The sequence below is a fragment of the Gilliamella sp. G0441 genome (assembly GCF_050589305.1).
In the GTDB taxonomy this organism is placed as follows: Bacteria; Pseudomonadota; Gammaproteobacteria; order Enterobacterales; family Orbaceae; genus Gilliamella.
This window is the reverse complement of sequence record NZ_JBNRJF010000005.1, coordinates 64,821-91,408: the sequence shown is the minus strand read 5'-3', so window position 1 is coordinate 91,408 and position 26,588 is coordinate 64,821. Positions and strand designations below refer to the sequence as shown.

Annotated in this window: 21 protein-coding genes, 1 tRNA gene and 2 pseudogenes; 16 read left to right on the top strand and 8 right to left on the bottom strand. The window is 37.2% G+C overall.

What is annotated here, in order from left to right; all coding sequences use genetic code 11:
* Positions 1–78: 78 nt before the first annotated feature.
* Positions 79–1,326, bottom strand: coding sequence for an MFS transporter (locus tag ACKJXD_RS06165; protein ID WP_220216985.1), 1,248 nt, complete (start codon positions 1,324–1,326; stop codon positions 79–81).
* 11 nt (positions 1,327–1,337) lie between these two features.
* Positions 1,338–2,564: an allantoate deiminase gene (allC, locus tag ACKJXD_RS06160; RefSeq protein ID WP_430875832.1), complete on the bottom strand. Its 1,227-nt coding sequence runs from the start codon at positions 2,562–2,564 to the stop codon at positions 1,338–1,340.
* 532 nt (positions 2,565–3,096) lie between these two features.
* On the opposite strand from allC, the gene fdrA reads away from it, so the two are divergent.
* From fdrA to ACKJXD_RS06130, 6 genes are all read left to right on the top strand, one after another.
* A complete protein-coding gene (gene fdrA / locus ACKJXD_RS06155) occupies positions 3,097–4,764 on the top strand; it encodes an acyl-CoA synthetase FdrA (RefSeq protein ID WP_430875831.1) in 1,668 nt (555 codons plus the stop codon).
* A 12-nt stretch (positions 4,765–4,776) separates the two neighbouring features.
* The gene (locus ACKJXD_RS06150) at positions 4,777–6,033 is read left to right on the top strand and encodes a DUF1116 domain-containing protein (protein ID WP_430875830.1); all 1,257 of its coding nucleotides are present in this window, start codon (positions 4,777–4,779) and stop codon (positions 6,031–6,033) included.
* Positions 6,034–6,036: 3 nt separating this feature from the next.
* Entirely contained in the window at positions 6,037–6,993 is a 957-nt protein-coding gene (locus ACKJXD_RS06145; RefSeq protein ID WP_430875829.1) for a DUF2877 domain-containing protein, read from the top strand.
* Positions 6,994–6,996: 3 nt separating this feature from the next.
* Positions 6,997–7,920, top strand: coding sequence for an HTH-type transcriptional activator AllS (gene allS, locus ACKJXD_RS06140; RefSeq protein WP_411596872.1), 924 nt, complete (start codon positions 6,997–6,999; stop codon positions 7,918–7,920).
* 65 nt (positions 7,921–7,985) lie between these two features.
* A complete protein-coding gene (locus ACKJXD_RS06135; RefSeq protein WP_220216991.1) occupies positions 7,986–9,221 on the top strand; it encodes a pyridoxal-phosphate-dependent aminotransferase family protein in 1,236 nt (411 codons plus the stop codon).
* Positions 9,222–9,431: 210 nt separating this feature from the next.
* Positions 9,432–10,724 (top strand): MFS transporter, encoded by a 1,293-nt coding sequence (locus ACKJXD_RS06130; protein WP_430875828.1) that lies wholly within the window; start codon positions 9,432–9,434, stop codon positions 10,722–10,724.
* Positions 10,725–11,091: 367 nt separating this feature from the next.
* Here ACKJXD_RS06130 and fabB read toward each other — a convergent pair whose 3' ends face one another.
* Entirely contained in the window at positions 11,092–12,303 is a 1,212-nt protein-coding gene (fabB, locus tag ACKJXD_RS06125) for a beta-ketoacyl-ACP synthase I (protein ID WP_065559433.1), read from the bottom strand.
* Between the two features lie 303 nt (positions 12,304–12,606).
* Between fabB and ACKJXD_RS06120 the strand changes: the two genes are divergently transcribed.
* Positions 12,607–13,872, top strand: coding sequence for a putative DNA modification/repair radical SAM protein (locus ACKJXD_RS06120; RefSeq protein ID WP_220216993.1), 1,266 nt, complete (start codon positions 12,607–12,609; stop codon positions 13,870–13,872).
* Positions 13,873–13,875: 3 nt separating this feature from the next.
* The gene (locus ACKJXD_RS06115) at positions 13,876–14,679 is read left to right on the top strand and encodes a TIGR03915 family putative DNA repair protein (RefSeq protein ID WP_430875827.1); all 804 of its coding nucleotides are present in this window, start codon (positions 13,876–13,878) and stop codon (positions 14,677–14,679) included.
* Positions 14,680–14,731: 52 nt separating this feature from the next.
* Here the strand turns inward: ACKJXD_RS06115 and ACKJXD_RS06110 are convergent, their stop codons facing one another.
* Positions 14,732–15,490 carry an MlaA family lipoprotein gene (locus ACKJXD_RS06110; RefSeq protein ID WP_220216995.1) on the bottom strand — a complete coding sequence of 253 codons (759 nt, stop codon included), beginning with the start codon at positions 15,488–15,490 and terminating at the stop codon, positions 14,732–14,734.
* 128 nt (positions 15,491–15,618) lie between these two features.
* On the opposite strand from ACKJXD_RS06110, the gene ACKJXD_RS06105 reads away from it, so the two are divergent.
* The 4 genes from ACKJXD_RS06105 to ACKJXD_RS06090 all read left to right on the top strand — a co-directional run bounded on the left by ACKJXD_RS06105 (position 15,619) and on the right by ACKJXD_RS06090 (position 17,022).
* A tRNA-Arg gene (locus tag ACKJXD_RS06105) sits at positions 15,619–15,693 on the top strand.
* Between the two features lie 273 nt (positions 15,694–15,966).
* Positions 15,967–16,443 carry a tyrosine-type recombinase/integrase gene (locus ACKJXD_RS06100; RefSeq protein WP_430875826.1) on the top strand — a complete coding sequence of 159 codons (477 nt, stop codon included), beginning with the start codon at positions 15,967–15,969 and terminating at the stop codon, positions 16,441–16,443.
* Complete coding sequence (locus tag ACKJXD_RS06095; protein ID WP_430875825.1) at positions 16,437–16,847, top strand: tyrosine-type recombinase/integrase; 411 nt, start codon at positions 16,437–16,439, stop codon at positions 16,845–16,847. The genes ACKJXD_RS06100 and ACKJXD_RS06095 overlap by 7 nt, the downstream gene beginning before the upstream one ends.
* Entirely contained in the window at positions 16,798–17,022 is a 225-nt protein-coding gene (locus ACKJXD_RS06090; RefSeq protein WP_430875824.1) for a tyrosine-type recombinase/integrase, read from the top strand. The genes ACKJXD_RS06095 and ACKJXD_RS06090 overlap by 50 nt, the downstream gene beginning before the upstream one ends.
* Before the next feature lie 527 nt (positions 17,023–17,549).
* Here ACKJXD_RS06090 and ACKJXD_RS06085 read toward each other — a convergent pair.
* The 3 genes and pseudogenes from ACKJXD_RS06085 to ACKJXD_RS06075 all read right to left on the bottom strand — a co-directional run.
* Positions 17,550–18,206 (bottom strand): annotated as a pseudogene (locus tag ACKJXD_RS06085) (ATP-dependent helicase); the annotation flags it as partial.
* A 526-nt stretch (positions 18,207–18,732) separates the two neighbouring features.
* Positions 18,733–20,656, bottom strand: a pseudogene (locus ACKJXD_RS06080) (DNA polymerase I).
* Between the two features lie 473 nt (positions 20,657–21,129).
* Positions 21,130–21,606, bottom strand: coding sequence for an antA/AntB antirepressor family protein (locus ACKJXD_RS06075; RefSeq protein ID WP_430875823.1), 477 nt, complete (start codon positions 21,604–21,606; stop codon positions 21,130–21,132).
* A 578-nt stretch (positions 21,607–22,184) separates the two neighbouring features.
* Here ACKJXD_RS06075 and ACKJXD_RS06070 point away from each other — a divergent pair.
* Positions 22,185–22,667 (top strand): hypothetical protein, encoded by a 483-nt coding sequence (locus tag ACKJXD_RS06070; RefSeq protein WP_430875822.1) that lies wholly within the window; start codon positions 22,185–22,187, stop codon positions 22,665–22,667.
* Between the two features lie 333 nt (positions 22,668–23,000).
* Here the strand turns inward: ACKJXD_RS06070 and ACKJXD_RS06065 are convergent, their stop codons facing one another.
* The gene (locus ACKJXD_RS06065; RefSeq protein ID WP_430875885.1) at positions 23,001–23,270 is read right to left on the bottom strand and encodes an ssDNA-binding protein; all 270 of its coding nucleotides are present in this window, start codon (positions 23,268–23,270) and stop codon (positions 23,001–23,003) included.
* Positions 23,271–23,962: 692 nt separating this feature from the next.
* On the opposite strand from ACKJXD_RS06065, the gene ACKJXD_RS06060 reads away from it, so the two are divergent.
* The 3 genes from ACKJXD_RS06060 (at position 23,963) to ACKJXD_RS06050 (ending at position 26,583) form a co-directional block, all read left to right on the top strand.
* Positions 23,963–24,778 (top strand): hypothetical protein, encoded by an 816-nt coding sequence (locus ACKJXD_RS06060; RefSeq protein WP_430875821.1) that lies wholly within the window; start codon positions 23,963–23,965, stop codon positions 24,776–24,778.
* Positions 24,779–25,047: 269 nt separating this feature from the next.
* Positions 25,048–25,671, top strand: coding sequence for a hypothetical protein (locus ACKJXD_RS06055; protein ID WP_430875820.1), 624 nt, complete (start codon positions 25,048–25,050; stop codon positions 25,669–25,671).
* Between the two features lie 36 nt (positions 25,672–25,707).
* Complete coding sequence (locus ACKJXD_RS06050; protein ID WP_430875819.1) at positions 25,708–26,583, top strand: hypothetical protein; 876 nt, start codon at positions 25,708–25,710, stop codon at positions 26,581–26,583.
* Positions 26,584–26,588: the final 5 nt, after the last annotated feature.

Below are 26,588 nucleotides of genomic sequence, written 5' to 3'. Positions count from 1 at the left end.
CTAGCCCGTAAAACAGCATCGTTTTAAAGCAATATTGTTATTGCCGACTACCGTATTGGATCGGCAATGATTGATTTGTTAATTGGTGATATGTTTACGCATGTTGATCAGGAAAAAAAGCAAGGTAGCGATAATTAAAATGCCAATTGCCACGTAAAATCCTGTCATTTTTGTTCCGGTTAGATCAGCTAAATAACCGGTTAATGGCGGTGCAATTACCGATGAACTCATACCAAAAAAGTTAAATACCCCAAACGAAGTGCCATAATTTGTTTTCGGTGCTGTATCAGCCACGTGTGAGATGAGGATAGGCTCTACCGCCAATTTACCAAACAGTCCATAAAAAATGAGCCCACCTAGCAATAACGTAATGGTTGTTGCTTGTACGGTCGTTAACAGGGTCGCTGCTGCAATTAACTCAAGTACAATAATGAAAAAAAGCCGTTTATTTTGGTATTTATCTGATATTTTACTGATGATTAACGCCCCGGGTATGGCAGCAAAGGCAACCAAAGACGATGCAGATCCAATGTTTCCACCTGTAAAGCCACGCTCGGTTTCGAGAAAGTTAGGTAACCAACTAACTATCATGTAATACCCATAGCAGGTTGCAAAATACATAATATAAGAAGCCACCATTTGACTACTAAAAAATCGGTGTTTGGCGTTCGGTTCGTCAGCGGATGTGACCGCTTCTTTTGCTGACGATGATTGACTTTGATTTTGTTTTTGTTTTGGCGTTTCCTTAATAATCAGGGCAAACCCTGCCACTAAACAAAGTAATAAGGCTGCAATGATATATAGCATATACTCCCAAGGCATTCCCCATGATTTGACCAAAAAGCTGGTGGCAAGCAGACTGATCCCCATTCCTAATGCTGAACCAGTATTAATAATGGCAGAAGCAAAACCGCGATGTTGCGAAGGAATGTTTTCAGCAGAAAGTGACCAAGCTGATCCATAATAAGAGCCACATCCTAATCCAGCCAATAAGCTACCGACATAAATCATCATAATTGAATGTGCATTACCAATGATTAATGCCGCTATGGTAAAGAGTAAAAATCCCGGAATCACCACGGCTTTTTTACCGAATCGATCGACAAGAATGCCAGCCGGAATTTGCATTGCGGTGTAAGCAAAAAAATAGCAACTTGCAATAAGTCCAAGTTCCGTATTGGATTGAGGGCCTATAGTTTGTTGAACTTCAGGGAAGATAGCGGTTAACACAGGGCGATAGATCCACATCACTGTCCAACCCAGACATAATAATACGACGATTTTATGCCAATATTGAATACCGCCTGTTTTTTCTGTCGTGGTCATATTGATTCCTCTTACTCTTGATAAGCTAGTTTATATAGGGCATAAGTGAGCGCTTTAATGCCTTCAACTAAATCTTCGGTTTTGGTATCTTCGGCAATATTGTGACTAATGCCTTTTATACTCGGCACAAATAGCATTGCTGTTGGAACACGAGGCGCGAAAATCTGTGAGTCATGACCTGCACCGCTATGCATTACCCGATAACTTAATCCTTCTTGATCACAGATTTCTTCTAGCAGATGAATTAATTTAGTGTCCATAGGAATGGGATCTTCATCCATCCAGCGATTGATTTCGATCTCAAGATCAAGTTGATGGGCGATGCGAATCATATCCGCTTCAATCTCTTCGGTGAAGGCGACGAGTTCCGCTTTATTGGTATGTCGACAATCCATCGTGAATAGCACTTCACCCGGCACGACGTTTACAACATTCGGTTTAGGTTCAACGTGTCCAAAAGTCAGGACTAAGGGATCACCCACTTTTATGGCTTTATTAATTGATTGATAACAGATTTGACTAAAGGCATAAACTGCGTCTTTACGATAACCCATTGGTGTTGTGCCGGCATGGTTAGCTTCGCCAATTAAGCGGATGTTATAACGGCGCTGACCAACTATGCTTGTCACCACACCGATACTTTTTTGTTCTTTTTCAAGCACGCCACCTTGTTCGATATGAATTTCTAGAAAAGCTTTAATGTCGGTGCGTGCAGGCTGAGTTTTGAAATTAAATCCACATGCTTTCATGGCATCAACAAATTTGATTCCGTCACTATCTTCAATCTCATTAACATCACGATGATCGGCAATGGCAAACACATTTTTACTTCCCCAAAAAACATACGGAAAACGGCTACCTTCTTCTTCTGCCATTGAGATGAGTTCTAGAGTTCGTAACGGTTGACCATAATGTTGATGTAAGTATTGCATGGCAAGTAACGCAGCAATAATACCAAGTTGCCCGTCAAGTTTGCCACCGTTAACAACGGTATCAACATGCGACCCAGACATAATGACTTCATCCGGATATTTGCTACCTTTGAATCGTCCATAAAGATTGCCTATTTCATCAAAGTCGCTTTCCATACCGATTTGCGTCATTCTGTCTTTTAAGGCATTTTGGGCGGCCAGCCATTCTGGTGTATATAGCAGTCGGGTGGTACCGCCTTGTTCAAGCCCCCCAAAACTCGATATCCATTTAACTGCATTAGCCACATCATCATACAAGATATTCATAAGCGTTTACCTATCATTAACCATTCGTTTAGAAAAATTGCTTTAACTCTTTTTAACTACTCGTTTTTAATTAGGTTTTTAGTTCTGGAACAAATTCGATAATTGTTTATTTGCCGTTTAGACTATCTATTAATAGCAGAGAATAATGTGATCAAACTAACTATTTTAGATTTATAAAATTTAATTAAATTAATGGGTTATTATTATAAAAAATTTTTTAATAATAATTTATCTTCATGATTATATTCATATTTATTTAATGATGTAGATGATTGTTTTGTGACTTATGACCTATTTATTCCGCTTTTTTTACGTAATATATAAATATAGTCTGATAGTTAGATTTAATAGGTTAACGCAATATTGTTGTTGTAAAACAGATTCAAAGCGGATAGCAGGGTATGACTGAGTAGGATAATTTATCGCGTCAATGAAAATGTCTTTTAACATCTAGCAAGCGCATATCTATTTATTTCCAATTACCATTACAGCATTTATTACAATAATTTAATAACTGAGAGGTCCAATTCTCATGATTCAATCTTTCATAAAAAAAGGTAGTTTTCAGGATTCTGTTAGCCTCATGTTGATATCTAAAAAGCTGAGTAACCTTGAAGAAGTCGATGAAGTTTCCGTTATGATGGGAACACCAGCCAATAAATCATTGCTTGTAGCTACGGGATTTTGGAGTGATACTTTCAATCAAGCAACGCCTAATGATATCTGTGTAGCAATTAAAACGCATGATGATGCTACCGATGCTATAGATTTAATTCGTTCACAACTTGAAGAGGCTTTAAAAAATATTGCTCAGCAACAGCAAGGGGGCAGTAAATTACTTAAAGCAAGGCGTTTAGCAACCGCTAATCGAAAACTCCCTGATGCTAATTTGGTGCTTATTTCAATTGCCGGTGAATATGCGGCAGAATTGGCAGAACAAGCGTTAGATGAAAATAAAAATGTCATGATATTTTCCGATAATGTGTCGCTTGAAGATGAAATCCGTTTGAAAAAAAGCGCAGCAGCAAAAGATCTTATTGTCATGGGGCCGGATTGTGGAACGGCAATCATCGCTGGGGCGCCATTGGCATTTTCTAACGTGATACCTAAGGGTAACATTGGGGTGATTGGGGCATCGGGAACCGGCATTCAAGAAGTGATTTCACAAATTGCATTACTCAATCAGGGAATTACGCAAGCAATTGGACTTGGCGGACGTGATTTATCGCAAGCAGTAGGGGGGATTAGCGCATTAACCGCATTAACTATGCTAGCGGCTGATAAGCAAACGCAAGTCATTACTTTTATTTCTAAACCGCCAGCAGAAAGTGTCCGTATAAAAGTGATTAATGCAATGAAGCAAATAGCTAAACCTATTGTGGCGCTCTTTTTAGGTTCCCGTATTGATAAACGGCAAGACGATAATATCTTATTTGCCAGCACGTTAGATGAAGCAGCTAGATTAGCTTGTTTATTAGCCAAAGTTGAAAGTACGATGAGCACGTTGCCTAGTGTGGCTCATCAAACCATTATGGGATTATATACCGGTGGTACATTAGCATCGGAAGCCGCAATGTTGCTGGCTAATCAACTCAATCTTTTGCTCAGTGATAACCACGACAAAGGCATCATGTTCGATCAGCAAGGTCATAAAATTATCGATCTGGGCGATGACTTTTATACCGTTGGACGCCCACATCCCATGATTGACCCATCCATACGTGAACATGCAATAGCACAATTGGGCGAGCAAACAGGGGTGGGGGTATTGTTGCTTGATCTGGTCATAGGTTATGGCGCAAATGCGAATCCGGCTGAATCAATAATCTCAGGTTACAACAAGGCTATCGCTAAACGATCTTCTCATCATCCCTTAATTGCTATTGCCACGGTGACAGGATCTGAATCCGATCCACAATGTCGTAGTAAGCAAATTGCAGCATTTCAATCGGCAGGTATTACCGTAATGGATAATTTACCCGAAGCCATTTTATTAGCCACAAAATTAATTACGCCAGCAAATAAAATTTATTGCTTAAAACCTTACCCTTTACTTGAGCATATCAGTGTGATTAATGCCGGTTTGCGGAGTTTTGCTGAAGATCTGCAATCATCAAATATTCCTGTGGTGCATTATCAATGGGCACCGATAGCTGGTGGCAATCAAAAATTAGCGGCTATTTTGAAAAAATTAAACTAAGAGGTTGTAACAATGAACTCATCAATTAATGAAGCAAATCAGGCCATTATTGAAATAATTAAAGCGGCAAGACCGCATTGGGTTGGTGTTATTGCTGCTAAAGAAGCGATCCCGACTTTGGCACAAGGTTACAAATTATTACATGCAGGCCCACCGATCATATGGCAGGACATGACCGGCCCAATGCAAGGTGCCTGTATTGGTGCCTGTTTATTTGAAGGCTGGGCGCAAAATGAAGAACAGGCACTAGCTTTGCTAACGACAGGTAAAGTGGAATTTATACCTTGTCATTCGGTTCATGCTGTTGGCCCTATGGGTGGGATTACTTCGGCAAATATGCCTGTTGTTGTGGTTGAAAATATTACTCATGGCAACCGAGCTTACTGTAATTTGAATGAAGGTATTGGAAAAGTCATGCGTTTTGGTGCCTATGGGCAAGAGGTGTTAAATCGTCATCACTGGATGAAAACGTCATTAGCGCCGGCGCTTAATGAAGCATTAAAATTATTTGAAAAAGGAATCGACTTAACCGCACTGATGGCTCAAGCCATTTCGATGGGTGATGAGTTTCATCAACGCAATATTGCTGCATCGGCATTATTACTTCGTACCTTATCACCTAAATTAGCTCTGCTTAATCGTAGTAAAGAAGAAATGGCGAAGATTTTTGATTTTTTAAGTGTCACCGACCAATTCTTTTTGAATTTAGCCATGGCATATTGTAAATCAGTTATGGATAGCGCAGCACAGATCCAAGCCGGCACTATTATTACTGCGATGACACGTAATGGTAAAGATTTTGGCATTAAAGTCAGTGGACTGGGTGATGAATGGTTTACTGCACCCGTTAACACACCACAAGGACTTTTCTTTACCGGATACTCCCAAAAGGATGCGAACCCCGATATCGGTGATAGTGCAATTACGGAAACATTTGGTATTGGTGGGGCGGCAATGGTTGCTGCACCAGGGGTAACCCGTTTTGTTGGCGCAGGTGGCGCGGATGTTGCATATGAAGTATCAGAAGAGATGAGCGAAATCTTTTTAGAACATAATATGCAACTACAAATACCGTCTTGGAACTTTCAAGGATGTTGTATGGGATTAGATCTGCGTCTGATTGTAGAAACCGGTATTACGCCCTTAATTAATACAGGAATTGCCCATAAACAAGCAGGTGTGGGTCAAATTGGTGCAGGAACGGTGCGTGCGCCGTTAGCCTGTTTTGAAAAAGCGCTTGAGGCATTAGCGATAAAATTGAAAGTGTAATTTATGAATCAGGAACTTGCAGATTGTCATCGTACCGATAATCAAGCTGAAAATCAGCAATGGCTCTCACCATTCTCTGCCGATTTTAATCGGCAGGGAGTTTGCCATACCTCAAAACGTATTACGCAATCTATAAAGCCATTGCTTAAAAGTGCCCATGTACCAATTACTGTGAGTGATTTAACACTATTTAGTCTGCATGAACATACCATTAATCTGATTAATAATGCAAAGCAGCTTATCACTTTACACCGTTATGGTCACGGTTTGTCGCCAATGGGTTGGGTACTAAAAAGTGCTCAATTTGATTTAATCAAACAGACACTAACTCAACGTCATAAACCAATCGAACAATTAGCAAGGGGTGACTTAATTATCGGACATATTCAAATTAGTGCGAAAACACACATCTGCTCTTTGCAATTACTTCCTTATCCGCATACCAATTATGATAAAAATGGAGTTGCTCAATTATTCAAGCGGATCAATAATCCTACAGGATTGTTTGGCGAGTTAAGACAAAATATTACTGATAAAAGAGCGCCTGAATTGTGCCAGTTTTGTGACAAAATTGACGCATTATTAAATGGATATTCTGATGATATTACCCCTTTTATTGGTCTAGGAGCAGGATTAACCCCCAGCTTTGATGATATTTTGATTGGCATGATTGCAGTACTATTAAGTGATCAGCGTTTTTATCGTCGATGTAACTTGTTACAACGTGCCATACTTAAGCTTGATCTTGATTCTTTAACGACAACTATTAGTGCGACTTTTTTACGTCATGCCCTGCAAGGAAGATTTTCATTACAAGTACTGCAAGTTATAACCGCACTCAATCAACAAAAATATCAACATCGATCTTTGGCTGAGATATCAAATTATGGTCATACTTCAGGGGCTGATCTGTTGCTTGGTATTTGGCTTGGTATCGATCGTTTTGTCATAAGGGATTGAAGTATGTTAGATACAGAAACCATGCGCACATTTACTAAAGTTGTTGAGTGTAACAGTTTTTCTAAAGCCGCAAAGTTATTATATAAAACCCCAGCCGCAATTAGCTATCGAATAAAATCATTAGAAGCTGAACTCAACACTCAGCTATTTGAACGAACCACTCGAACCGTTTCACTTACGCTTGCCGGTCAACACCTTTATGAGCACTGTAGTCAGTGGTTATTATGGTTAAATTCAATGCCCGAAGAGTTACAACAAATTCGTGATGGCGTTGAACGTAGAGTCAATTTAACGATTAATAACCTATTATATGACAGCGACGCTATTACAGAACTGCTAGATTATCTACTGGAAAAATTTCCTTTTACCCATTTTACGATTAATCGCCAAGTTTATATGGGGGTGTGGGATTCATTGTTACATGGAGAATGTCATCTTGCTATTGGGGCAACAGGCACGGAATCACTGGATAATATGATTAATATCTTTCCATTAGGCGAAATAACTTGGGCATTTGTAGCTGCTAAGCATCATCCTATCACTCGTATAGATAGTCCTTTATCAAATGATGCACTGCGTAAATATCCTGCAATCAATGTTGAAGACACCTCTATTCACATGAATAAACGTGTGGCATGGTTATTGCCAAGTCAGACCGAAATCATCGTACCGGATATTTCAACTAAATTGGCTTGTCATTTAAAAGGGCTTGGTATTGGATTTTTGCCTCGCTCTTTGTGTCAACCCTATTTGGAGACGGGGGAATTAATTGAATGCAAAGTGATTAATGAACGCAAACCCTCACCACTTTCGTTAGCATGGAAAAAATCGAATATGGGTAAAGTGATGAATGAAATCGTCAATTTGTTTAAATATCATCATCCTATTGCGCTACGTTTTTTAAAAAATATTGATAAAAAAAGGTAATCCAATTCGTTCTTAAAGTAGACATTGTTAATTAACAAATTTGATATTAATAAAGGAAAAATAATATGTTAGACCTAGATAAGTATGATCAAATTAATCCGCCAATGCGTTTACTCATGGGACCGGGGCCAATTAATGCCGATCCAAGAGTGACCCGTGCTATGGCTGCGCCATTAATTGGTCAATTTGATCCAGTTATGACGGATTATATGAATCAAACAATGGCACTGTATCGAGATATTTTCAAAACCACCAATGAGCAAACTTTTGTGATTGATGGCACAGCACGAGCAGGGATTGAAGCGGTCTTAATCTCAACTATTCGTCCGGGTGATAAAGTTTTGGTACCGGTTTTTGGTCGGTTTGGATTATTGCTATGCGAGATTGCCCATCGTTGTCGGGCACAAGTCCACACGATTGAAGTACCATGGGGTGAAGTGTTTGATCCTAATGTGATTGAAGATGCGATCAAAAAAGTGAAACCGAGATTATTACTTTGTGTTCAGGGCGATACTTCGACAACGTTACTTCAACCGCTTGATAAAATCGGTGAAATTTGTCGCCGACATGGTGTGTTGTCGTATGTTGATGCGACTGCTTCAATCGTCGGTAATACTTTGGAAGTGGATAAATGGCAACTCGATGGGGTATCAGTCAGTTTACAAAAATGTTTAAGTGGCCCACCGGGTGTTGCACCATTAACCTTAAGTCCTGCGATGGTCGACGTTATTCAAGCTCGCAAATGCGTTGAATTAGGCATTCGTGCAGAGGGTGATACCAGTGGCAATGACGAAATCATCTATTCTAACTATTTTGACATCGATATGATCATCCGCTATTGGGGGGTGGAACGCATTAATCATCATACAGAAGCAACTTCGATGCTTTACGCCGCAAGAGAGTGTGCCCGAATTGTGTTACAAGAAGGACTAGATAATGTTATTGAACGTCATCGTATTAATGGCGAGGCAATGGTCGCAGGTTTGCAAGCGATGGGGCTTAAACTTTTTGGCGATCTTAAATACAAAATGAATAATGTGGTTGGGGTTATGCGTCCTGAAAATATCGACGACCAACAAGTTCGTAACCTAATGCTGAATGATTTCGGTATCGAAATAGGGGCATCTTTTGGCCCACTTAAAGGGAATGTTTGGCGCATTGGCACAATGGGATATAACGCCAGAAAACAGTGTGTTTTACAAACCTTGACCGCATTTGAAGCCGTGTTAAACCGCCTTGGCTTTAAAACCATACAAGGTGCTGGTCTTCAAGCTGCCTGGAACATTTATCAAAATTCGTAATATATCGTCATCGTTATAAAGCTCACTAAGGTGAGCTGATCTTATAACTATTAAAAGTATTAGATACACCATTTATATCGAAAAGTAAGTTAGTTGTTATTGGTTGCAATAAAAGCAGATTATCAAATTAGCGTCTAAAAGCGTTGTGATTCGTTGCTCATTGATTTGAGTGATGGAGGACAATAGCCTAATTATACTTAAGGAAATTCTATGAGTATCTTAACAAATAAAGAGCCGACATCGGGATATCATCCTAAAAAGTGGAAAGGTCGTTATAGTGTCCTGTTGTTATTATGGTCTGCTTGGTTAGTATCATTTCTCGATCGAATGGTGATGAATGTATCGCTTCCCTTTATTGGTGACGATTTAGGGTTGGATAAAATAGAACAAGCATCAATTATCAGTGCTTTTTTTATTGGTTATGCCTTTTTTCAAATACCGGGCGGGTATTTATCCGATAGATTTGGATCCCGTAAAGTCATGGCATTCGCCATCGTTTGGTGGTCAGTTTTTACTTTTTTCACAGGTTTAATCTATATTCTGCCTTTAATGTTATTAGTCAGATTTCTGTTTGGTCTAGGAGAAGGCGGGTTTCCTGCTTCATCATGGAAAACCATTGCCACTTATTTTCCTGCTAAAGAACGAGGTCGAGCCACTGCGATTCAATCTTCTGTCAATACATTAGGGCCTGCTATTTCGGTCATCGTTGCGGTGACAATTATCGAATGGTTAGGTTGGCGTGCCGTGTTTATTCTGTTGAGCCTGCCCGGATTAGTATTAGGTTATCTTATCTACCGTTTGATACACAATCATCCTGCTGAAAATCCCTTAATCAAGCCTGAAGAACTGCATGAACTACAAGAATGCAATGACAATTTTAATCCCCCTAATCATAACGTCAATTTGCGCAATAATAGCCAGTCGCTAGCGGATGTGTTGAAAATGCCTTTATTATGGAAGCTGTCGCTAATTTGGTTTTTATTTGATATTACTTTTTGGGGATTTACGACTTGGTTACCCAGTTATTTACTGGAAGCAAGAGGATTATCGTTATCTAAGACTGGGATATGGGCCGCTATCCCATTTTTATTTGGTGCAGTAGGTACCTTGATCGGTGGCTATCTTGCCGATAAATTTGTGCAACGACTCAAAATTATTTATGGCGTTACCGCAATCTTATCTGCTAGTTTTTTATTTCTTATGTTTAACGTTGAAAATCTTGATGCAGCCATTGCTTTTCAATGTATTTCAGCGTTGTTTATGTTTATTGCCTTTGCTATTTTTTGGGGAATGTTAATGCAACTTATTCCAACGGTCATTATGGGTAAAGCTTCCAGTATCGTTAATTTTGGCGGACAAGTTGCCGGAATCATTTCACCCTTTATCATCGGTTTTTTAATTGAAAAATCAGATGGTGGATACCAAAGTGGTTTTTTATTTATGGTGCTATCACTGATTGCATCGGCAATTTTAACGCTATTCATTCAAAAAATAACACGTTAAAAATTAGAGCAATGCTCTGCTTTTTGTTATTGCTATTCAATTAATTAATATGGTTGCCATAAGGTTTGATTAAACAAGTGAAATAAAAATAGTCAGAATAACTAAGAAGAAATCTATACGATTAACCTAATCAGAAAAGTAAAATTATTTTATTTTCTCTAAAAATCATCATATTGTAAAAGAGATAAAAGTATCTGCGAGATTTATTGATTACAATTTGATTCAAAAAAAGTCAGGTTAAAGTCACGCATTAATTAGTTAACCAATGAAAATAGGATAATTATAAAAGGAATGTTAGCGATATTTTTGAACGTGAATAAAAAAACCGTTCCAAAGAGAACGGTTTTTATTTAACTAAAACACCAGACTAAGCTTTATATTTTTTCATGACAATTGAAGCGTTAGTCCCACCAAATCCAAAGCTATTCGACATGACTGTCGTTAATTCACGCTCGGTTGGTTCAGTGATAATGTTCATGCCAATAGCGGCTTCATCCAGTTCATCAATGTTAATACTTGGCGTGATAAAGCCATGTTCTAACATTAATAATGAATAAATTAATTCTTGTGCACCGGTCGCACTTAACGAGTGACCCGTCATTGATTTAGTGGATGAAATCGCCGGGATATTATCACCAAATACTTGCTTGATAGCCCATAGCTCTTTAACGTCACCAACAGGTGTTGATGTACCGTGTGTATTAATATAATCCACAGGCACATCTAAATCTTGGATCGCAAGTTGCATACAACGCATTGCACCTTCACCAGATGGGGCTACCATGTCATAACCGTCAGATGTAGCAGCATAACCAACCAGTTCACCGTAGATATGGGCACCACGAGCAAGCGCATGCTCTAACTCTTCAACTACAACCATACCAGCACCGCCGGCAATAACAAATCCATCACGGTTGGCATCATAAGCACGAGATGCTTTTTCAGGTGTATCATTGTATTTAGTTGATAACGCACCCATTGCATCAAATTCACATGACATTTCCCAACAAAGTTCTTCACCACCACCGGCAAAAACAATATCTTGTTTACCGAGTTGAATCAGCTCAGCAGCATGACCAATACAGTGTACAGACGTTGCACAAGCTGATGTCATCGAATAGCTAATCCCTTTGATTTTAAAAGGTGTTGCTAAACAAGCTGAAATTGCTGATGACATTGATTTTGTCACCGCATAAGGCCCCACGCCACGTAACCCCTTTTCTTTCATACCTGCAACGACGTTATATTGAGTTTTGGTTGAACCACCATAGCCAGCAATTAAACCTGTTCGAGGATTTGAGACTTGTTCAGGAGTCAATTTTGCATCATCAATAGCTTGTTGTAGAGCAAGATAACCATAGATAGAAGCATCATTCATAAAGCGCACGATTTTGCGATCGATAAGCCCTGTAGTATCTAATTTAACATTACCGCAAACATGGCTTCGCATTCCGCTATCTTTCATTTCTTGAGAAAAAGTGATTCCGCTACGTCCAACTTTTAACGATTCTAAAACCTCTTTAGTATTGTTTCCAATACTCGAAAGAATACCTAATCCGGTAATAACAACTCGTTTCATTTAATATTCTGCTCCTAAATTATCTGGCTTCATAAGAAAAATTGATGTGATTATAGCGTACACTTGTAAGCTGAACAATACCTTACGTATCTATTTTATTTGTTTTAGTGAATTTATTTATTTCAATAAATAAAAAAAATCTAGCAATTATACTTTCGGTTAGATCCATTATTACCCATTCACAGCTTAAGATTAAAGACTTTTTCGATACTAAAATTACACTTTTCTGATTGTTTATTTACTTGCTAATTAAAAAGTGATCAGTATAATGCTGTTCATTTATACAGTATTAGGGGGTTGACTATGAATGAAAAGATGATATCAAAGCTTGAAATATTAGCTGAATCAGCAAAGTATGATATTTCTTGTGCTTCTAGTGGCTCATCTCGAACTAATAAAAATAAAGGGATTGGTAGTGCTCATCGCTGTGGAATATGTCATTCATTCACTGCTGATGGCCGTTGTGTCTCCTTGCTAAAAATCATGTTAACCAACTATTGCATGTTTGATTGTGCTTATTGTATAAATCGCCAAAGTAATGATATTCCTCGAGCAGGATTTACGCCCAAAGAATTAGCCGATTTAACCATTGAATTTTATCGTCGCAACTATATTGAAGGACTTTTCTTAAGTTCTGGCATCGTCAGAAGCCCTGATCACACGATGGAAAAAATGATTAGAGTCGTAAAAATATTGCGTAATGAACATGGATTCAATGGCTACATCCATATGAAAGCGATTCCTGGTGCCAGTAATGATCTTATTGTTCAGGCTGGTTTGTTGGTTGATCGAATGAGTGTTAACTTAGAAATCCCAACAGAAAAAAATCTAAAGCTATTAGCGCCCGATAAAGATCATCAAAGTATTTATCAGCCAATGCGGCATATCCATCAAAACTTACTTGAAAATATTGAAGATCGAAAAAAAATTAAGTCTACGCCAAAATTTGTCCCAGCAGGGCAGAGCACTCAAGTCATTATCGGGGCAACAGATGAGACAGACAGCCAGATTTTACAACTAACGGCTAAACTTTATAAACGACCAAGCATGAAACGAGTTTATTATTCAGGCTTTATTCCAGTTAATGGTTACGATAAAAGATTACCCGTATTGCAAGAAGTACCAAGAGTGCGAGAAAATCGCCTTTATCAAGCCGATTGGTTATTGCGGTTCTACGATTTTAGTGTCGATGAAATTGTCAATGATCAATATCCTGATCTTGATTTAACTGTTGATCCTAAACTGGCTTGGGCTATTCGAAATCCCCAATTCTTTCCAGTCGATATAAACCGTGATAGTTATCAAAAAATTTTACGGGTACCCGGTATTGGTGTTAAATCGGCAAAATTAATTGTTTTAGCAAGGCGACACCGTAAACTAAATTTAGAAGCGCTTAAACGTATTGGCGTTGTACTAAAAAGAGCCCAATTTTTTATTATTTGCCATGAAATGCGAAAATTTAAATTGCTAGATTCATCCGAAGAGTATATTCGGCTTTCCTTGCAAGAAAAACCGTTGCTTGAAGTCAAAAACGATCATATTCCTCAGCAATTAGTGATGGGTTGGTAAATCATGTTAGCTTTTCAATATGATAAAAGTTTTGAAGGATTGTTATGCGCAGTGTTTGATGCGTTTGAGCAAAAAAAGATGCCCGATTGTTTGTTGGCGCATAATGAGCTTGTGCCTTTGTTAGTATCCGATACGCATCATGTGGAACTGCGTAACAGTAAATATGAACGGGTACAAGCAGCCTTGAACAAAAAGTTATCTCACGTTGCGCTTAATCAATTAAAGTATGTTTGGCTTTCTGAATTACCAGAAAGTGATTTAGTTATTTTTCGTTATATCTGTAAAGTTTTCAAATCAAAGCATGCTATTGAAACCGATTTTGGTGATCCTGATGTACTAACCGTTCATGACATAGCTAAAAAAATGAGTCGGGAACGGCATCATTTAATGCAATTTGTTCGCTTCAATACAATTGAAAACCCAATTGATAATCTCAATGAGAGACAAAATGAAAAGATCTATTTTTCGGTTATTGCTCCTATCTATAACGCCTTGCCTTTAGTCTTAAATTTTTTTAAAGATCGTTATGCCGATCAGAAATGGGCGATTTACGATGAAAAACGTAAATATGGTTACTTTTATGATCTCGACAAACTTGAAAAAATTTCTTTGGTTGATCATGATGAGTTGATCGTAGATAGCCAAGTGAATCAACAGTATCTCACCAAAGATGAAAAACTGTTTCAAACCCTATGGCATCGTTACTTTAATGCGTTATCTATTAAAGAAAGAGAAAATCCTAAATTACAACGTCAACAAATGCCAAAACGATTTTGGCACAATTTACCTGAAATGAAGGGCAAATAAAAAACCGCTATTTAAACAGCGGTTTTGTATTTATATATTATGATGAAACAAGTTATTGTGAATCGATATCATTAATAAAGCTATCGATACTTTCTTCACGTTTTTGTTGTTTCTTTTGGTCGACCTTTCCACCTGAAGCATTAAAATCATTACGTTGGAAGTAAGCATTACGCATAAAGTTATAAGGATCATCACTATTTTTTATCAGATCTTCATATTCAATAGCCGCAGCACGAGCCTCAATACCATCAAATACTCCTCGTGCTAATGCCCATTGCCAATCTAACCATGCTAAAGGTGGATAAAGCGTATCGACTAAATCGCCACCTTCTTGTCTAAGTGTCGCAGAGCCATAGAAAGGTAAAACTACATATGGGCCATAAGGTACTTCGTAGTGACCAAGTACATCACCAAAAGAGCGTTTATTCCCTTTTTGTAATTGAGGATCGGCTAAACTTGCCACATCAAATAAGCCCGCAAAACCAAAAACAGTGTTTAAAAAGAATCTTGCTAAATGTTTACCTGCTTGTTGAACCTCACCTTGTAGAAGGTTATTTACCATTGAAGCTGGTTCAGAAAGATTCGAAGAAAAGTTTACAAATCCTTTACGAATTGGCGAAGGAACATGATCTTTCCAAACGACAGCAGCCGGACGCAAAATATAAGGATCTAATGCATAGTAGTTGACGTTAAACATTGCTTTATTAAATCCAGATAGCGGATCACTGTAAGAATTGCTTTCAGGATCATATGATGCGCAACTTGTAAGCGTCATAACAGAGAAGAGCATAGCAATTATTTTTTTCTTCATAGGATTTTCAACTAAAAATAATTCAGGTTATTGATTTCGTTATTGTATCATGTTTACACATAATACAAAATTTTTCGTTATTTAAATGGCATTATTTTTTTAAATTTATTAAAATAAACGCCCTTTATGACCTCATAGTTAAATGGATATAACGAGCCCCTCCTAAGGGCTAGTTGCAGGTTCGATTCCTGCTGGGGTCGCCATTTCATCTGTGATTGGCTACGACTGAGAGCGAAAAAAGCCTTTATTTAGACGGGGTTTTTAGAACTTTGGACACCATCTAATACGACCTTAAACGATTGAAAACGACAATTTATAAACGGTATATTTACGGTATATTTTAATACCGCAATCAAAAATACCGTAATTATGCTAACTATTCAAGCTATCGAATTGGCAAAACCTAAAGATAAAGCCTACAAACTACCAGATTTTGAAAACTTATATTTGTATGTTACCCCTTCAGGGACTAAATCTTGGAGTATAAATTCAACGGTAAAAGAAAAACCTTAACTATCGGTAAATATTCGTATACCAACCTATCTGATGCCCGTAATGAGAAGGAGCTTGCCAGACAATTATTAGCTCACGGACGTGATCCATCCATCGAACGCAAAAAGAAATTCTTGCTGATAAACATGGCGCAGGGTAACACGTTCAGAAAGATAACTATGGAATGGTTTGAAAGCAAAATAAGAAGTTGGTCTCTAAGCACCAGAAAGGGCATACTTACCTATTTTGAAAAAGATATATTCCCGCATATCGGTGATATTGAAATTTCGCAAATAACACCTATCGAAATGCTAAATTGTTTGAAACAAATTGAAAATCGAGGGGGTGTATTAGAAGTTGCTAAAAAGATGAGGCAAAGGTGTACCGAAGTTTTTCAATATGCATTATTACCGAAAGGGCGGAGAATAATCCAGCTCGAGAATTGTCAAAAGCCATGGTGACACGTACACCTAAAAATTACGCATTTTTAATGGAAGATGATATACGGGAGTTTATGAAAGCCTTGCAAACCTATTCGGGTAATATTCTCGTACGATATGCTATCGAGTTATTAATATTAACAGCGGTGCGAACGGTGGAATTATTACGCTGTAAATGGGTGTATGTCAACTTTGAAAAGCGTTACATATTACTGCCTGAGGAATTGATAAAAAAAGACAGAACACATGTGATCCCGTTATCAAAGCAGGCTATAAATATCCTAAGATTTTATACCGGATTACGGGGAATTGTGATTTTGTTTTTCCTGGGCGAAATGATAACCAGTCGCCTATGTCCAATGGGCCATTTTAGGGTTGATAAAATGCTTAGGTTTTGCAAAACGCGCTACTGGGCACGGTTTTAGACATCAATTTTCGAGTATTTTTAACGAGCACGGTTTTAATCGTGATTGGATAGAAAAACAATTAAATCACGAGGAGGGCACTGTGCTTGGCAATTATAACCACGCACAGTATTTGGTGGGTAGACGTGAGATGATGCAGTGGTATGCGGACTATATAGATAGTTTAACTACTTGATTGATGTTCGTGTTCTTTTTGAGATAAATATGCGTTGACGGTAGACAATTTCCAACGCGGATGTCTACCTAAATATAAATCGGGTTTTGGGGATTTTCCTGCAGCGACCCATTTGTCTAACGTAGTTAGATCTAGCCCCCCATATATGCACAAACTTGCGTTCTGCTGTATCTTGGATCTTCCATTGTGTAATCTTTTGGCATTCTCGTGCCCTAATATTTAATAAATGAAATCCAATCCAATGCGTATTGGAACGTTTCCTAACGCTAGGTTTAGTTTACGTATTTTGGTATTCAAATTAGTTTACCGTGTGAAAAAGGCGTAAATACGTTAGTCAACGAATTTATCTACAGAGGAAAATTTTGATTTTTAGGGGGGTAACGTCTATAAAATCTGTAACCAGGGTTTCTATTTTTCCGTCTTCCAAATCCATCGCCATCGGAAATAAAAAACTTTCTTCTTTAATGAACACATGATCCTTAAATAAAAATATGTCTCCAACCTGTAAATCACATTACTTGACTTGTTTCTAGAAACATTTCGCGTTCGAGCTGTTTATACTGGCGTTGTAATTTATCTGGCAAATCAACATACACTGGCGTGACGATAGGGTCGTTAATGTCGAACCAATCCTAGGCTTCTAACGTAATGCAAACATCTTTAAGCCGTTCCTGTATTTGTTCCTGCGTAAATTCAGTTGGTGTAATTTTAAAATAATCATCGATTGGAATTTTGTTAAACCACCTATCAGTAAATGCGCCCAATGTTTGCCCTAAACGCTGTCCACCATCTATAAACCAGTTTTGCCCCCACAAATCCAGTAGACCGTTAGGGGCAGATGTGCCTGTCAGATTTTGCCAAAATCGCACATGTTTAAATGCAATACCGCGTAACGCTGCAGCCCGAACACCACCGCCACGTAATCGGAACGATTTCAGTTTAGTACTTTCGTCAGCTATTACCTGCTGAAACGGCCATTTATCCCCGAATTGTTCAACCAGCCACGGTATGTTTTCGTAGTTAGTTGTAAATACGTTTGCATTTCGGTTTTTTAGTGCATGCAAACGTTGTTTAGGTGTGCCAACGATAGGTTGGATACCAATGTTTTTAAAATCCCATTTATTTAATTCATCAGGCCATGTCGATTGCGCAACACGGAGTGGGCAATAACTAACGTAGGGTCGAGGGTTAAATGATTTGTTGTTCATATAAAAATCTCACATTGTGGGAGTCTAAAACCTCAACACGAAAACCTAGTTTTCGTAGGCGTTCGTACTCCCTTAATTGCCCCTGTCGGGGCTTTTCTTCGGGGCGTTTGCATTCAACAAAAATAATTTCCCCTCCTGGTAACATAACTAACTGGGCGGGTTTATTTATACGTCCGATAGGGGAGAGTTTATACGTTATTCCCCCATTTCCTCAACCCTGCGAGCGAGATTATTTTCGATTACGGATTCACGGGTTTTCATTCTTCCTCGCTTTTATAATTTACCGGGGTTGCTTGGAGTTCGACGGGCGATATGCTTTTGTTATCCCACTTATACACAGCAACGCTATCACGTAACCTCACGTCAAAATATCGCGACAGCCCGTGGCGATTTGCTGCCATACCTTGATATACGCCTCCGAAAAATATACAAAGGTGGCTCCGGAGGGAAGTCTGTAAGTAAACAAGGTTTGCCAAAAACGATAGTGTTAACTTTCATAATCCTAATCCTTCTTGTATCTGTATGATTCGAAACCTGCCACGGCTAGTGGTAGCCCGTCTGTCCATTTGGGCTGGGTTGATAAAATTTGGCTGAGGTATTCGTGTGACTATTCTGACCCGTCGGGGCATTCTGTGTTAATTTCATCGTGTACTGTTAGTACGATGTTAAAAACCATTAGTGCATAGACCACCCCATCACATCACGTGCAACAGCTTGAGTAATGTTTTCCGCAATTTTTCCGCCGTAGGTGTTGATGCGTTTCCATTTCCGTGAATAGGTATTCTGTCCCATGTAGCTGATTTTGCCGTTCTCATCGATACGTGCGCTGGGGTAGCATAGATACCTGCCAGACGGCAACCGAATGCGTAGCCACGCGCCTTTCCGGTCTATTAACAATTTATCGTTGATCCAGACGCAGACGACGTGCCCGTCTATAACTATACGTAAGCCTGAATCAAGTTTTTTCCACAGCTCAACGATATTAGGGGGTGCCGTTCGCCACGATCGCTTAAATGCGTCGCAGACCTTATACGCTTTTTCGGTCAGCCCGTAGGTACGTTTATTTTTTAACGCCCAGTAGTATGCGCTTTTAGCCTCGTCCAGAATACGTAAATCTACATTTTTTATGGCAATATCTGCCATAGTGTCTGAATCAATACCGCACGCCATGCTGAACGTGATAAATGTGCCAACACCGCCCTCGTAACCCAATGCCAGTTCTTGGACTTTACCTATTTGGCGTTGCTCTTTAGTTACATATTCAGGGTTCACCCCGAATGATTTTGAGTACGACAATTTGTATAGGTCGTGACCCGTACCGTTATCGTATTCGCGAAACGCCTGTATTTTCCAACGTTCACCAGCGAGCCATGCTAGCACCCGACTCTCAATATTAGATAAATCAGAAACCACCAACTTTTTACTCTCAGGCGCACAAATGCACCCCGTAAGGTGTTACTGGTCAACTTCATAATATTATCGGTTAGCAGGCCGGCGTTACACGATTTGATCGCATCGATACCCATTTCGATTTCCCAGTCAGCCATGGTCGGGCGGGTGAGGTTTTGCGGTTGAAATCCGCGACCAGCTCTGCGCCCGGTACGCGGTGCGGCACCCATGAATTGTAATGTAGCTCGTAAACGATTATCACTGCTAACACGCTTAAGTAGTGCCTTGTATTTGTTGGTATTAGTAGTGCTGGCTTGCTGACAGACAGCTAATAATTCCTTTAGCCCGTTGGGTAAATCCAGGTCATTTAATCTGCGTTCTATCGTCGAGGCTGTTAAATCATTTAACGTAATGCCGTACGCCCCTACAATATGCCGTAACATTGCGTCGCGTTCGGTAGCTGTTTGCATCTCACCTTTAGTCATGCTGTTAGTTTCATCGGCTAGCTGCTGTTGTTCAATGTTGATACACTCGACGGCTTTTTGAGCTAAATCAACATCAATATAAACGCCACTGTCGTAGATGCGCTGATCTAAATGCCACAACGCTAATTCTATGATACCGTATCGCATGTTCCAGTTAGGCATTTTTTTTTACCACTTCACGCATGGCTACAATATCCTGCTTGGCATAGTGCGTAAACTTATCCCATTCTTCGTGGTGGGTTTTGCTGGTAGTTCTGCGAATTTTGCTGGTTTTGGGACGGGATTTACAAAACAGCTGAACGAGGGCTTTACCTTTTAATATTTAGCTTGGTCATTCTCCAGTTTGAATATGTCGCTCAGATCGGACAGGTGCCCTTTGAGACTGTGGGCGTATGCAATAATCATACTATCCCGCCAGCGTTCCGGTTGACTGATTGCATCGATAATATCCGGCCGATCTTTAAATAAATTCCCTCTGGTTAAAACAGTTCGGTCAAACATTGAATTTTGGGCGAATAACAGTACGTCTGGGTTCAGCAGCAGATTGACCACCTATTGGGGCAATTTTTCCCCGTTTGCTAAATCAACCACGCATACCAGCACGTCGTTAAATGCGTATTGAAACAGCATAATTTCTACCGTTTCGGCGTACGCGTATACTCCGTTGGCGATCGGTTGTTCGTTGTATGTTTCGGTATCTAGATACAAAATTTGAGGCATTGCGTTATTTCCTGAATTATGGTGTTTTATAGGCGTAAAAAAAGCGACTAATTTGTCGCTTCTCAAAATACTTTTTTTGTGGATTAACTTTTAATTAGTTCACGAAGAGGCGTAGCGAGCCGTGATGCGCTTTTATCCCCCTTCCAAAACTTTTAATCGATATAAGAACTCGTGGCTCAGGGACACTATATCCTGAACTTTATGCAGTAGTTTGATTGTTTCATCGGCGTACGCTCGTGCGTCCGACTGTAGCCGCTTGAAATGTTTATATCTTACACAATTATAGTTGTCGATATTTTTAACTTTCAGCCCTTCAGCATACTAAGTACTAACCATCTACAGTGGTTAGGTATATGTGCTGTTTTGGCAGCCTTTGTTTGAAAGTAATTTTTCTGCGCATCAGAAACTTCTACTATTGTGGCAAACGTGTCTACTGATACCTCTTTTTTTAGAGACATATCGTATACGTACGCTCGGTAGGGTTTGTGTGCGCTTTTGTTGTGATAAACCATTTTTGGCAGAAGTTCACGGTTAAGTGTAACGTTTGTTGTTAAGGCGTAGCTGCCAGCCTTGCAGATTGTTGTTGGATGTAGTATTTGCATTAATCGTTTTTCACATTCAATGAAATATTTTCTTGCTTGCCTTCCTTTTTCATTTCGCTCAATCATGGCTAACTCTTTAGCCATATCTAAAGTGATATGATATTCTTTAGAGCGAGGATCCCCGCCTTTATTTTTGATTACTCTTTGTTGAGTGACCAAAACAAAATCATTATATTTCAATAAATTGATAATCCTTTATACGACGACAAATTCAATCATTGAATCTTGTATCCACCTCTAAAAAAGGAATGTAAAATTTTAGCATTGACGGATTTTACTTCTTCTTGGTTTATAACACTGTTAAAGATAGGGATAATTTGCGTTTTCATGATTTTGCACTTTGTATTTAGTTTCTACACTGAGCCCAAATAGGGCGATCAAGAGGTTAGAAAACCGTACAAGTCAGCTGGACTTATTCCCATTTCTAGTATTGTATTCGTCGCCCTCTCGATCATAGATCGAAATTTAGGTACAAAAAAAATCACACTAACGGGGCGATATATCCGCTTGTAAAGGTTTCTATACCTCACAAACAACTGTACAACCCGATAAAACTATTGTCAACAGTACACAATTAAGCGCCCTCAAAATATATGTGAATTACACTCAAAGGTATAAAAAACGCTTTTTGAAATTCATGAAAGCGTTATTTTGCGTTATTTTGCGTTTCTCTTTGGTAAAATGTTTGCGTTTGCGATTCTTTGTGCTAAAATTGATTTAATTGATGAATATGTGATCAATGATCGGGAATTTCTATTATGAATGATAAAAATGAATTTATAGATTTCATTGTAAATACGTTGCCTTCGTTAGATGTAGTCAGTCTTACTACTGCTAATAACTTAAGAGTTGTGTTAAATAGAGTTAAGGGGTATATTCCCGTAAATATACCTTATACATCTTGGGATATTAATAGTATTGTTGATGTTTTTGCAAAAACCGAAAATATATCCGAAAGCGCAGCTGTTGGTTACAAAACTAGGTTTAGGAGCGCACTTTCAAAATTTGATAGTTATAAAAATGGAAACCTTTCAAAACTGTCAAAATTGCCAAAGAATAAAGTAGCCAATTCTGCGAATTTAGCAACGCAGGCTTTAAATAAACATGCCACCTTTGCTTTGCCAATCCCTCTAAGAGAAGGTTTAATTTTAAATATTGGCAATTTACCATTAGATTTAACAGAGGATGAAGCTGAAAAAATTACTAGGATTATTAAATCGTATGCAGTTATAAAGAATTAAGGCTCTTAATCGAGCCTTAAAGGGTTCAGTGTACCACCACTGAATATTAAGGTTACCCCGATCACCGTATAGAAAGTGAGTTACCCTAAATGCAATTTGATGATAACTTACTTTTCCCTGATAAGCAAGAGCATCGGCTATCTTCTTTGATTGAGAGGCTAAGTTATGTCTAATAAAAAAGAAAAAACAGGTTTCGCCGCATCTATTACGTTACGAAATGGTAAAGTGATTTATGCAAAAGATTACGGTTTAAAAGCTTTTCCGATTTTTCGAAAAAAGAAATAATTTAAGCTGTTTTTAATGTAAAACCCTCAATAGAGGGTTTTTGTAGTACTACACGCTAAACTCTTTTTTGTTATCGACGGACAGGTCATCGAAATCGTCAGCCGATGCAATTCCGCTACTTGTGAATGCGTCGTCGTCTTTGTAGAATTGGACACCAGATAGCGAGGCGCAGACCCGTTTTCTGAATTTGTTGTCCATTGCCCAGATATCGATAACTGCGTAAACGTAACAGCCGGCATAAATAGTGCCGTCGTCGGGGTTTAGCTGTGTTTTATCTCTGTCGATGACATACGGACGAGTCTTGTTGTTGGCGTTAATGAATTAATTGCCCGCGTAGCCCTCTAGAACCGCGGTTTATCCCTATGTATATAGGGAACACATCAGATGCAGCTCTAAAAATTTCTAAAGGGTCGGTTTATCCCTATGTATATAGGGAATACTAATTATAACTCATTGTTTATTAATTAAAATAGGGAAGATAAAATTTCCACCGTTTTTTTTGCTGTCTTTTTAGACAAATGATGTTTTTGCGTCTTAATCTTAAATCTATATTATTATCAATTAGTTATACTAAAATAATAAGAACTTTTTACGGTATCCATCCAGATGATTTTTCAACGCACCGTCAACTTCTGGTCATTACATGCTTCTTTTGCTTGATTAATGTTCTATGACTATTAATTTACTCTGATAAATTTAACCAAAAAAGAGTTTGGTGTTAAAAAGCGTTTTTCAGACTTATAATTGATCGTGCCCCCAACTATTTATAGAGACACATAAAAAACAAATGCTAAGGATTATATTTACTATTTATGCTGTGGATTCGGAGGAATATCGAATTAATTATATAAAATTTAACTGATTCTATTAAAATTAAAAAAATAATTGCTATAATTTGCTTCTATTTAACCTATTATTTTGATTTAAAAAATTCTGCATAGACAGATAAAAAGCATTTGTTCTAAGTTCATTAAACCTATTCTATTATGCAAGGAAGTTAAAATAACCTCATGAAAAAGTTACTTACAATCCTAATTTTAATCATGTCTATGACAGCTCCCGTCTACTCGCAATCCATGAAAGATTTTGACCTTTATACCAAAACGTTTGATTTAAAAACATTCAAAGAAAAAATCAAAAACACCAATAGAGATAGTTATACTTATGATTTAAATAATAATATTCACGTTTATCAATATGACGAAGGAGATAATTTTATTAAAGAAGTTATTAGTCAAAAGGAAAATCCTTATACCGTTGTAAGAAGATATTATCCTAATGGAAAATTATTTACAACGGTTAGAAAATTTTACGGCTTTAATATCGGAAATTTAGATGTTTATGATAAAAACGGTAATCGTGATGAAAGTATCAATTATGACTATCTATATTCTTTTAAGGTAGACAATTTAATCCAAAAAATGAAATCTTTATACGGGATTGATTTAAACGTTAGAATAAAAGGAATTACAGTTAGAAAACATCTTACTTCTCCTAAAGATGATATTAAACCTTTGTATACTGTGCATTATCCCATAATTGAAAAAGATTCCATTATACGGGACGGAGCTATAGTTCAAGATAGAACCTTTTATATAGACGGAAGTAATGGAAAAGTAACGATAGAAGATTACGTTGAATTGAATAGTTATTTAGAAACAGAAGGCGAAAAAAAAGGTTTGTACGTAACCGCTCGGTATTATGAATTCAACGAAAAATGGAGACCTAAAAAAATCACGGAAAAAAAATTATATTTCATATTTGGTAAAAAATATTCACCGGAAATTTTGGAAGAAAAAAAGATTTTCGAATCATACAGCCAATAAGGAAAGTGACCAAATTTATGCAATAAAAACTAAATAATAAAACAGTAATGTAAATATAAAGAAGATTAAAAATTGATAATTTAAAATTATTTGCTTATGAAATCTAATGGATTTTCCTTAGACGAAAAGAATTTTTTCACTAATATTTTTAACCGACTGCAAGACATTCTGGTGTTAATATCACATTAAGCTTAGATGTAAAAGTCAATGGTTTTAAAAAACAAAGAAAGAAGACTAAATTTTTATTAAGGAAGGAAAACTTGAGATTGATGAAAAATATTATCTACATGATTAGCCGTAACATAATTATATTACTGCTCACAAGTTTTATTTCATTGGCATTCGCAAAAAGTAATAATGGAATAGAAAAAATTAGCTTGAAACATGCTCAAAATTCCACGATAAATAATTTCGAAAATAGACCTTATTATCTAATAAATGTAAAGAGTTCTGCTGTTAATTTTGATATAAGAGTGAATGATTTACCTTTATTAAAATTTTTTGAAAAGTCTGGTGGAATGAATATGGAGTTTCCAATAAATACAGGGATATTGGAGTCTGGTGATCAGATTTTAACAATAAAGGTATACCCTCTCAAAGATAATAACACGATATTACCAAATAGTTATTTTTCATTAGAATTAAATAAAAAGATAGATGCATGGTCATTTACTAACAAAAGAGAAATTATTTTAAAAATACCTGATATGATAGTTCCTAAAGAAGGACTGCCTTATTGGGAGTTTCAAACCAAATTTAGCGTTTATGTCCCTTATCAATTAACAGGATGGAAAAATTCAGAATCTATTGAAAATACTGAAAATATTAAAAAAGAATTAAATATAGCATATGAAAAAATAAAAAATGCTATTGAAAAGAAGGAAAAGTGTTAATTAACATTTAATGAAACTAATAAAATGATTAAGAATATGAAAAGTATAATATTAATTTTAGTGTCTTTATTATTTATTCAATTGGATTGCCAGGAAAAAAAAGAAGTATTAACTAACAACAATAAAGCAAATAAAATGAATACAACACCTATTTATGGAATAGATTTTAATATAGCAACTCCATTTGAAATACTAATTAATGATTTTTCACTTATTAATTATAATGATAACGATGCTATGAGTGGATTTTTTCCTATAAATGAATTATTAATGTCTAACAAAGATCAAGAAATAAAAGTAAGATTACATAGTAAAACAAATAAAAAATATATAGCAGAAGATTTTGCTAAATATTTTAATTTGAAAATTGTTATTACTAATAATACAAATTTTGAAAAATTCCAAGATTTACAAATTATAAAAATTCCCGATACTATAAAAAAAATGCCTTATATCGAATATAAATATTTTTTAAATTTTAATTTACCGTATCGAATAAAAGGATGGTCAAATTCTTGTGACTTAACAAAAGAAAACGAAAAATACTTATTACAAGAAGTTCAAACATTTTATCAAAAAATTTATCAGATTGTTAATGACGGAGATGATAAGGGATTTTTTAAAATAATTTCCAAAAGGACTCAAGAATTGATGACTGCCTATTATAACTCTGAAATTATTGAAAAAGAACAAAATGAATTAAAAGAAAGAGTTCATAATGCTAGGGGGAAAATGAATCCTATTGATTTTAATAAATATAATTTAAAAATATCTGGAAATGGTCGATTAGTAACTTTAGAGGATGAAAACGGAGATTCCCCTCTATACTATATAACAGAAGATCATGATGATTATTTTGGAATTATTTTACATCGCCCTTATCCTAATGCTCCATTAGAGGTAATAAGATAAACAAT

Coding starts and splice junctions, on each gene's coding strand:
- ACKJXD_RS06165 (WP_220216985.1), bottom strand. CDS start 1,326: ATGACCACGACAGAAAAAACAGGCGGTATTCAATATTGGCATAAAATC.
- allC (WP_430875832.1), bottom strand. CDS start 2,564: ATGAATATCTTGTATGATGATGTGGCTAATGCAGTTAAATGGATATCG.
- fdrA (WP_430875831.1), top strand. CDS start 3,097: ATGATTCAATCTTTCATAAAAAAAGGTAGTTTTCAGGATTCTGTTAGC.
- ACKJXD_RS06150 (WP_430875830.1), top strand. CDS start 4,777: ATGAACTCATCAATTAATGAAGCAAATCAGGCCATTATTGAAATAATT.
- ACKJXD_RS06145 (WP_430875829.1), top strand. CDS start 6,037: ATGAATCAGGAACTTGCAGATTGTCATCGTACCGATAATCAAGCTGAA.
- allS (WP_411596872.1), top strand. CDS start 6,997: ATGTTAGATACAGAAACCATGCGCACATTTACTAAAGTTGTTGAGTGT.
- ACKJXD_RS06135 (WP_220216991.1), top strand. CDS start 7,986: ATGTTAGACCTAGATAAGTATGATCAAATTAATCCGCCAATGCGTTTA.
- ACKJXD_RS06130 (WP_430875828.1), top strand. CDS start 9,432: ATGAGTATCTTAACAAATAAAGAGCCGACATCGGGATATCATCCTAAA.
- fabB (WP_065559433.1), bottom strand. CDS start 12,303: ATGAAACGAGTTGTTATTACCGGATTAGGTATTCTTTCGAGTATTGGA.
- ACKJXD_RS06120 (WP_220216993.1), top strand. CDS start 12,607: ATGAATGAAAAGATGATATCAAAGCTTGAAATATTAGCTGAATCAGCA.
- ACKJXD_RS06115 (WP_430875827.1), top strand. CDS start 13,876: ATGTTAGCTTTTCAATATGATAAAAGTTTTGAAGGATTGTTATGCGCA.
- ACKJXD_RS06110 (WP_220216995.1), bottom strand. CDS start 15,490: ATGAAGAAAAAAATAATTGCTATGCTCTTCTCTGTTATGACGCTTACA.
- ACKJXD_RS06095 (WP_430875825.1), top strand. CDS start 16,437: ATGGTGACACGTACACCTAAAAATTACGCATTTTTAATGGAAGATGAT.
- ACKJXD_RS06070 (WP_430875822.1), top strand. CDS start 22,185: ATGAATGATAAAAATGAATTTATAGATTTCATTGTAAATACGTTGCCT.
- ACKJXD_RS06060 (WP_430875821.1), top strand. CDS start 23,963: ATGAAAAAGTTACTTACAATCCTAATTTTAATCATGTCTATGACAGCT.
- ACKJXD_RS06055 (WP_430875820.1), top strand. CDS start 25,048: ATGAAAAATATTATCTACATGATTAGCCGTAACATAATTATATTACTG.
- ACKJXD_RS06050 (WP_430875819.1), top strand. CDS start 25,708: ATGAAAAGTATAATATTAATTTTAGTGTCTTTATTATTTATTCAATTG.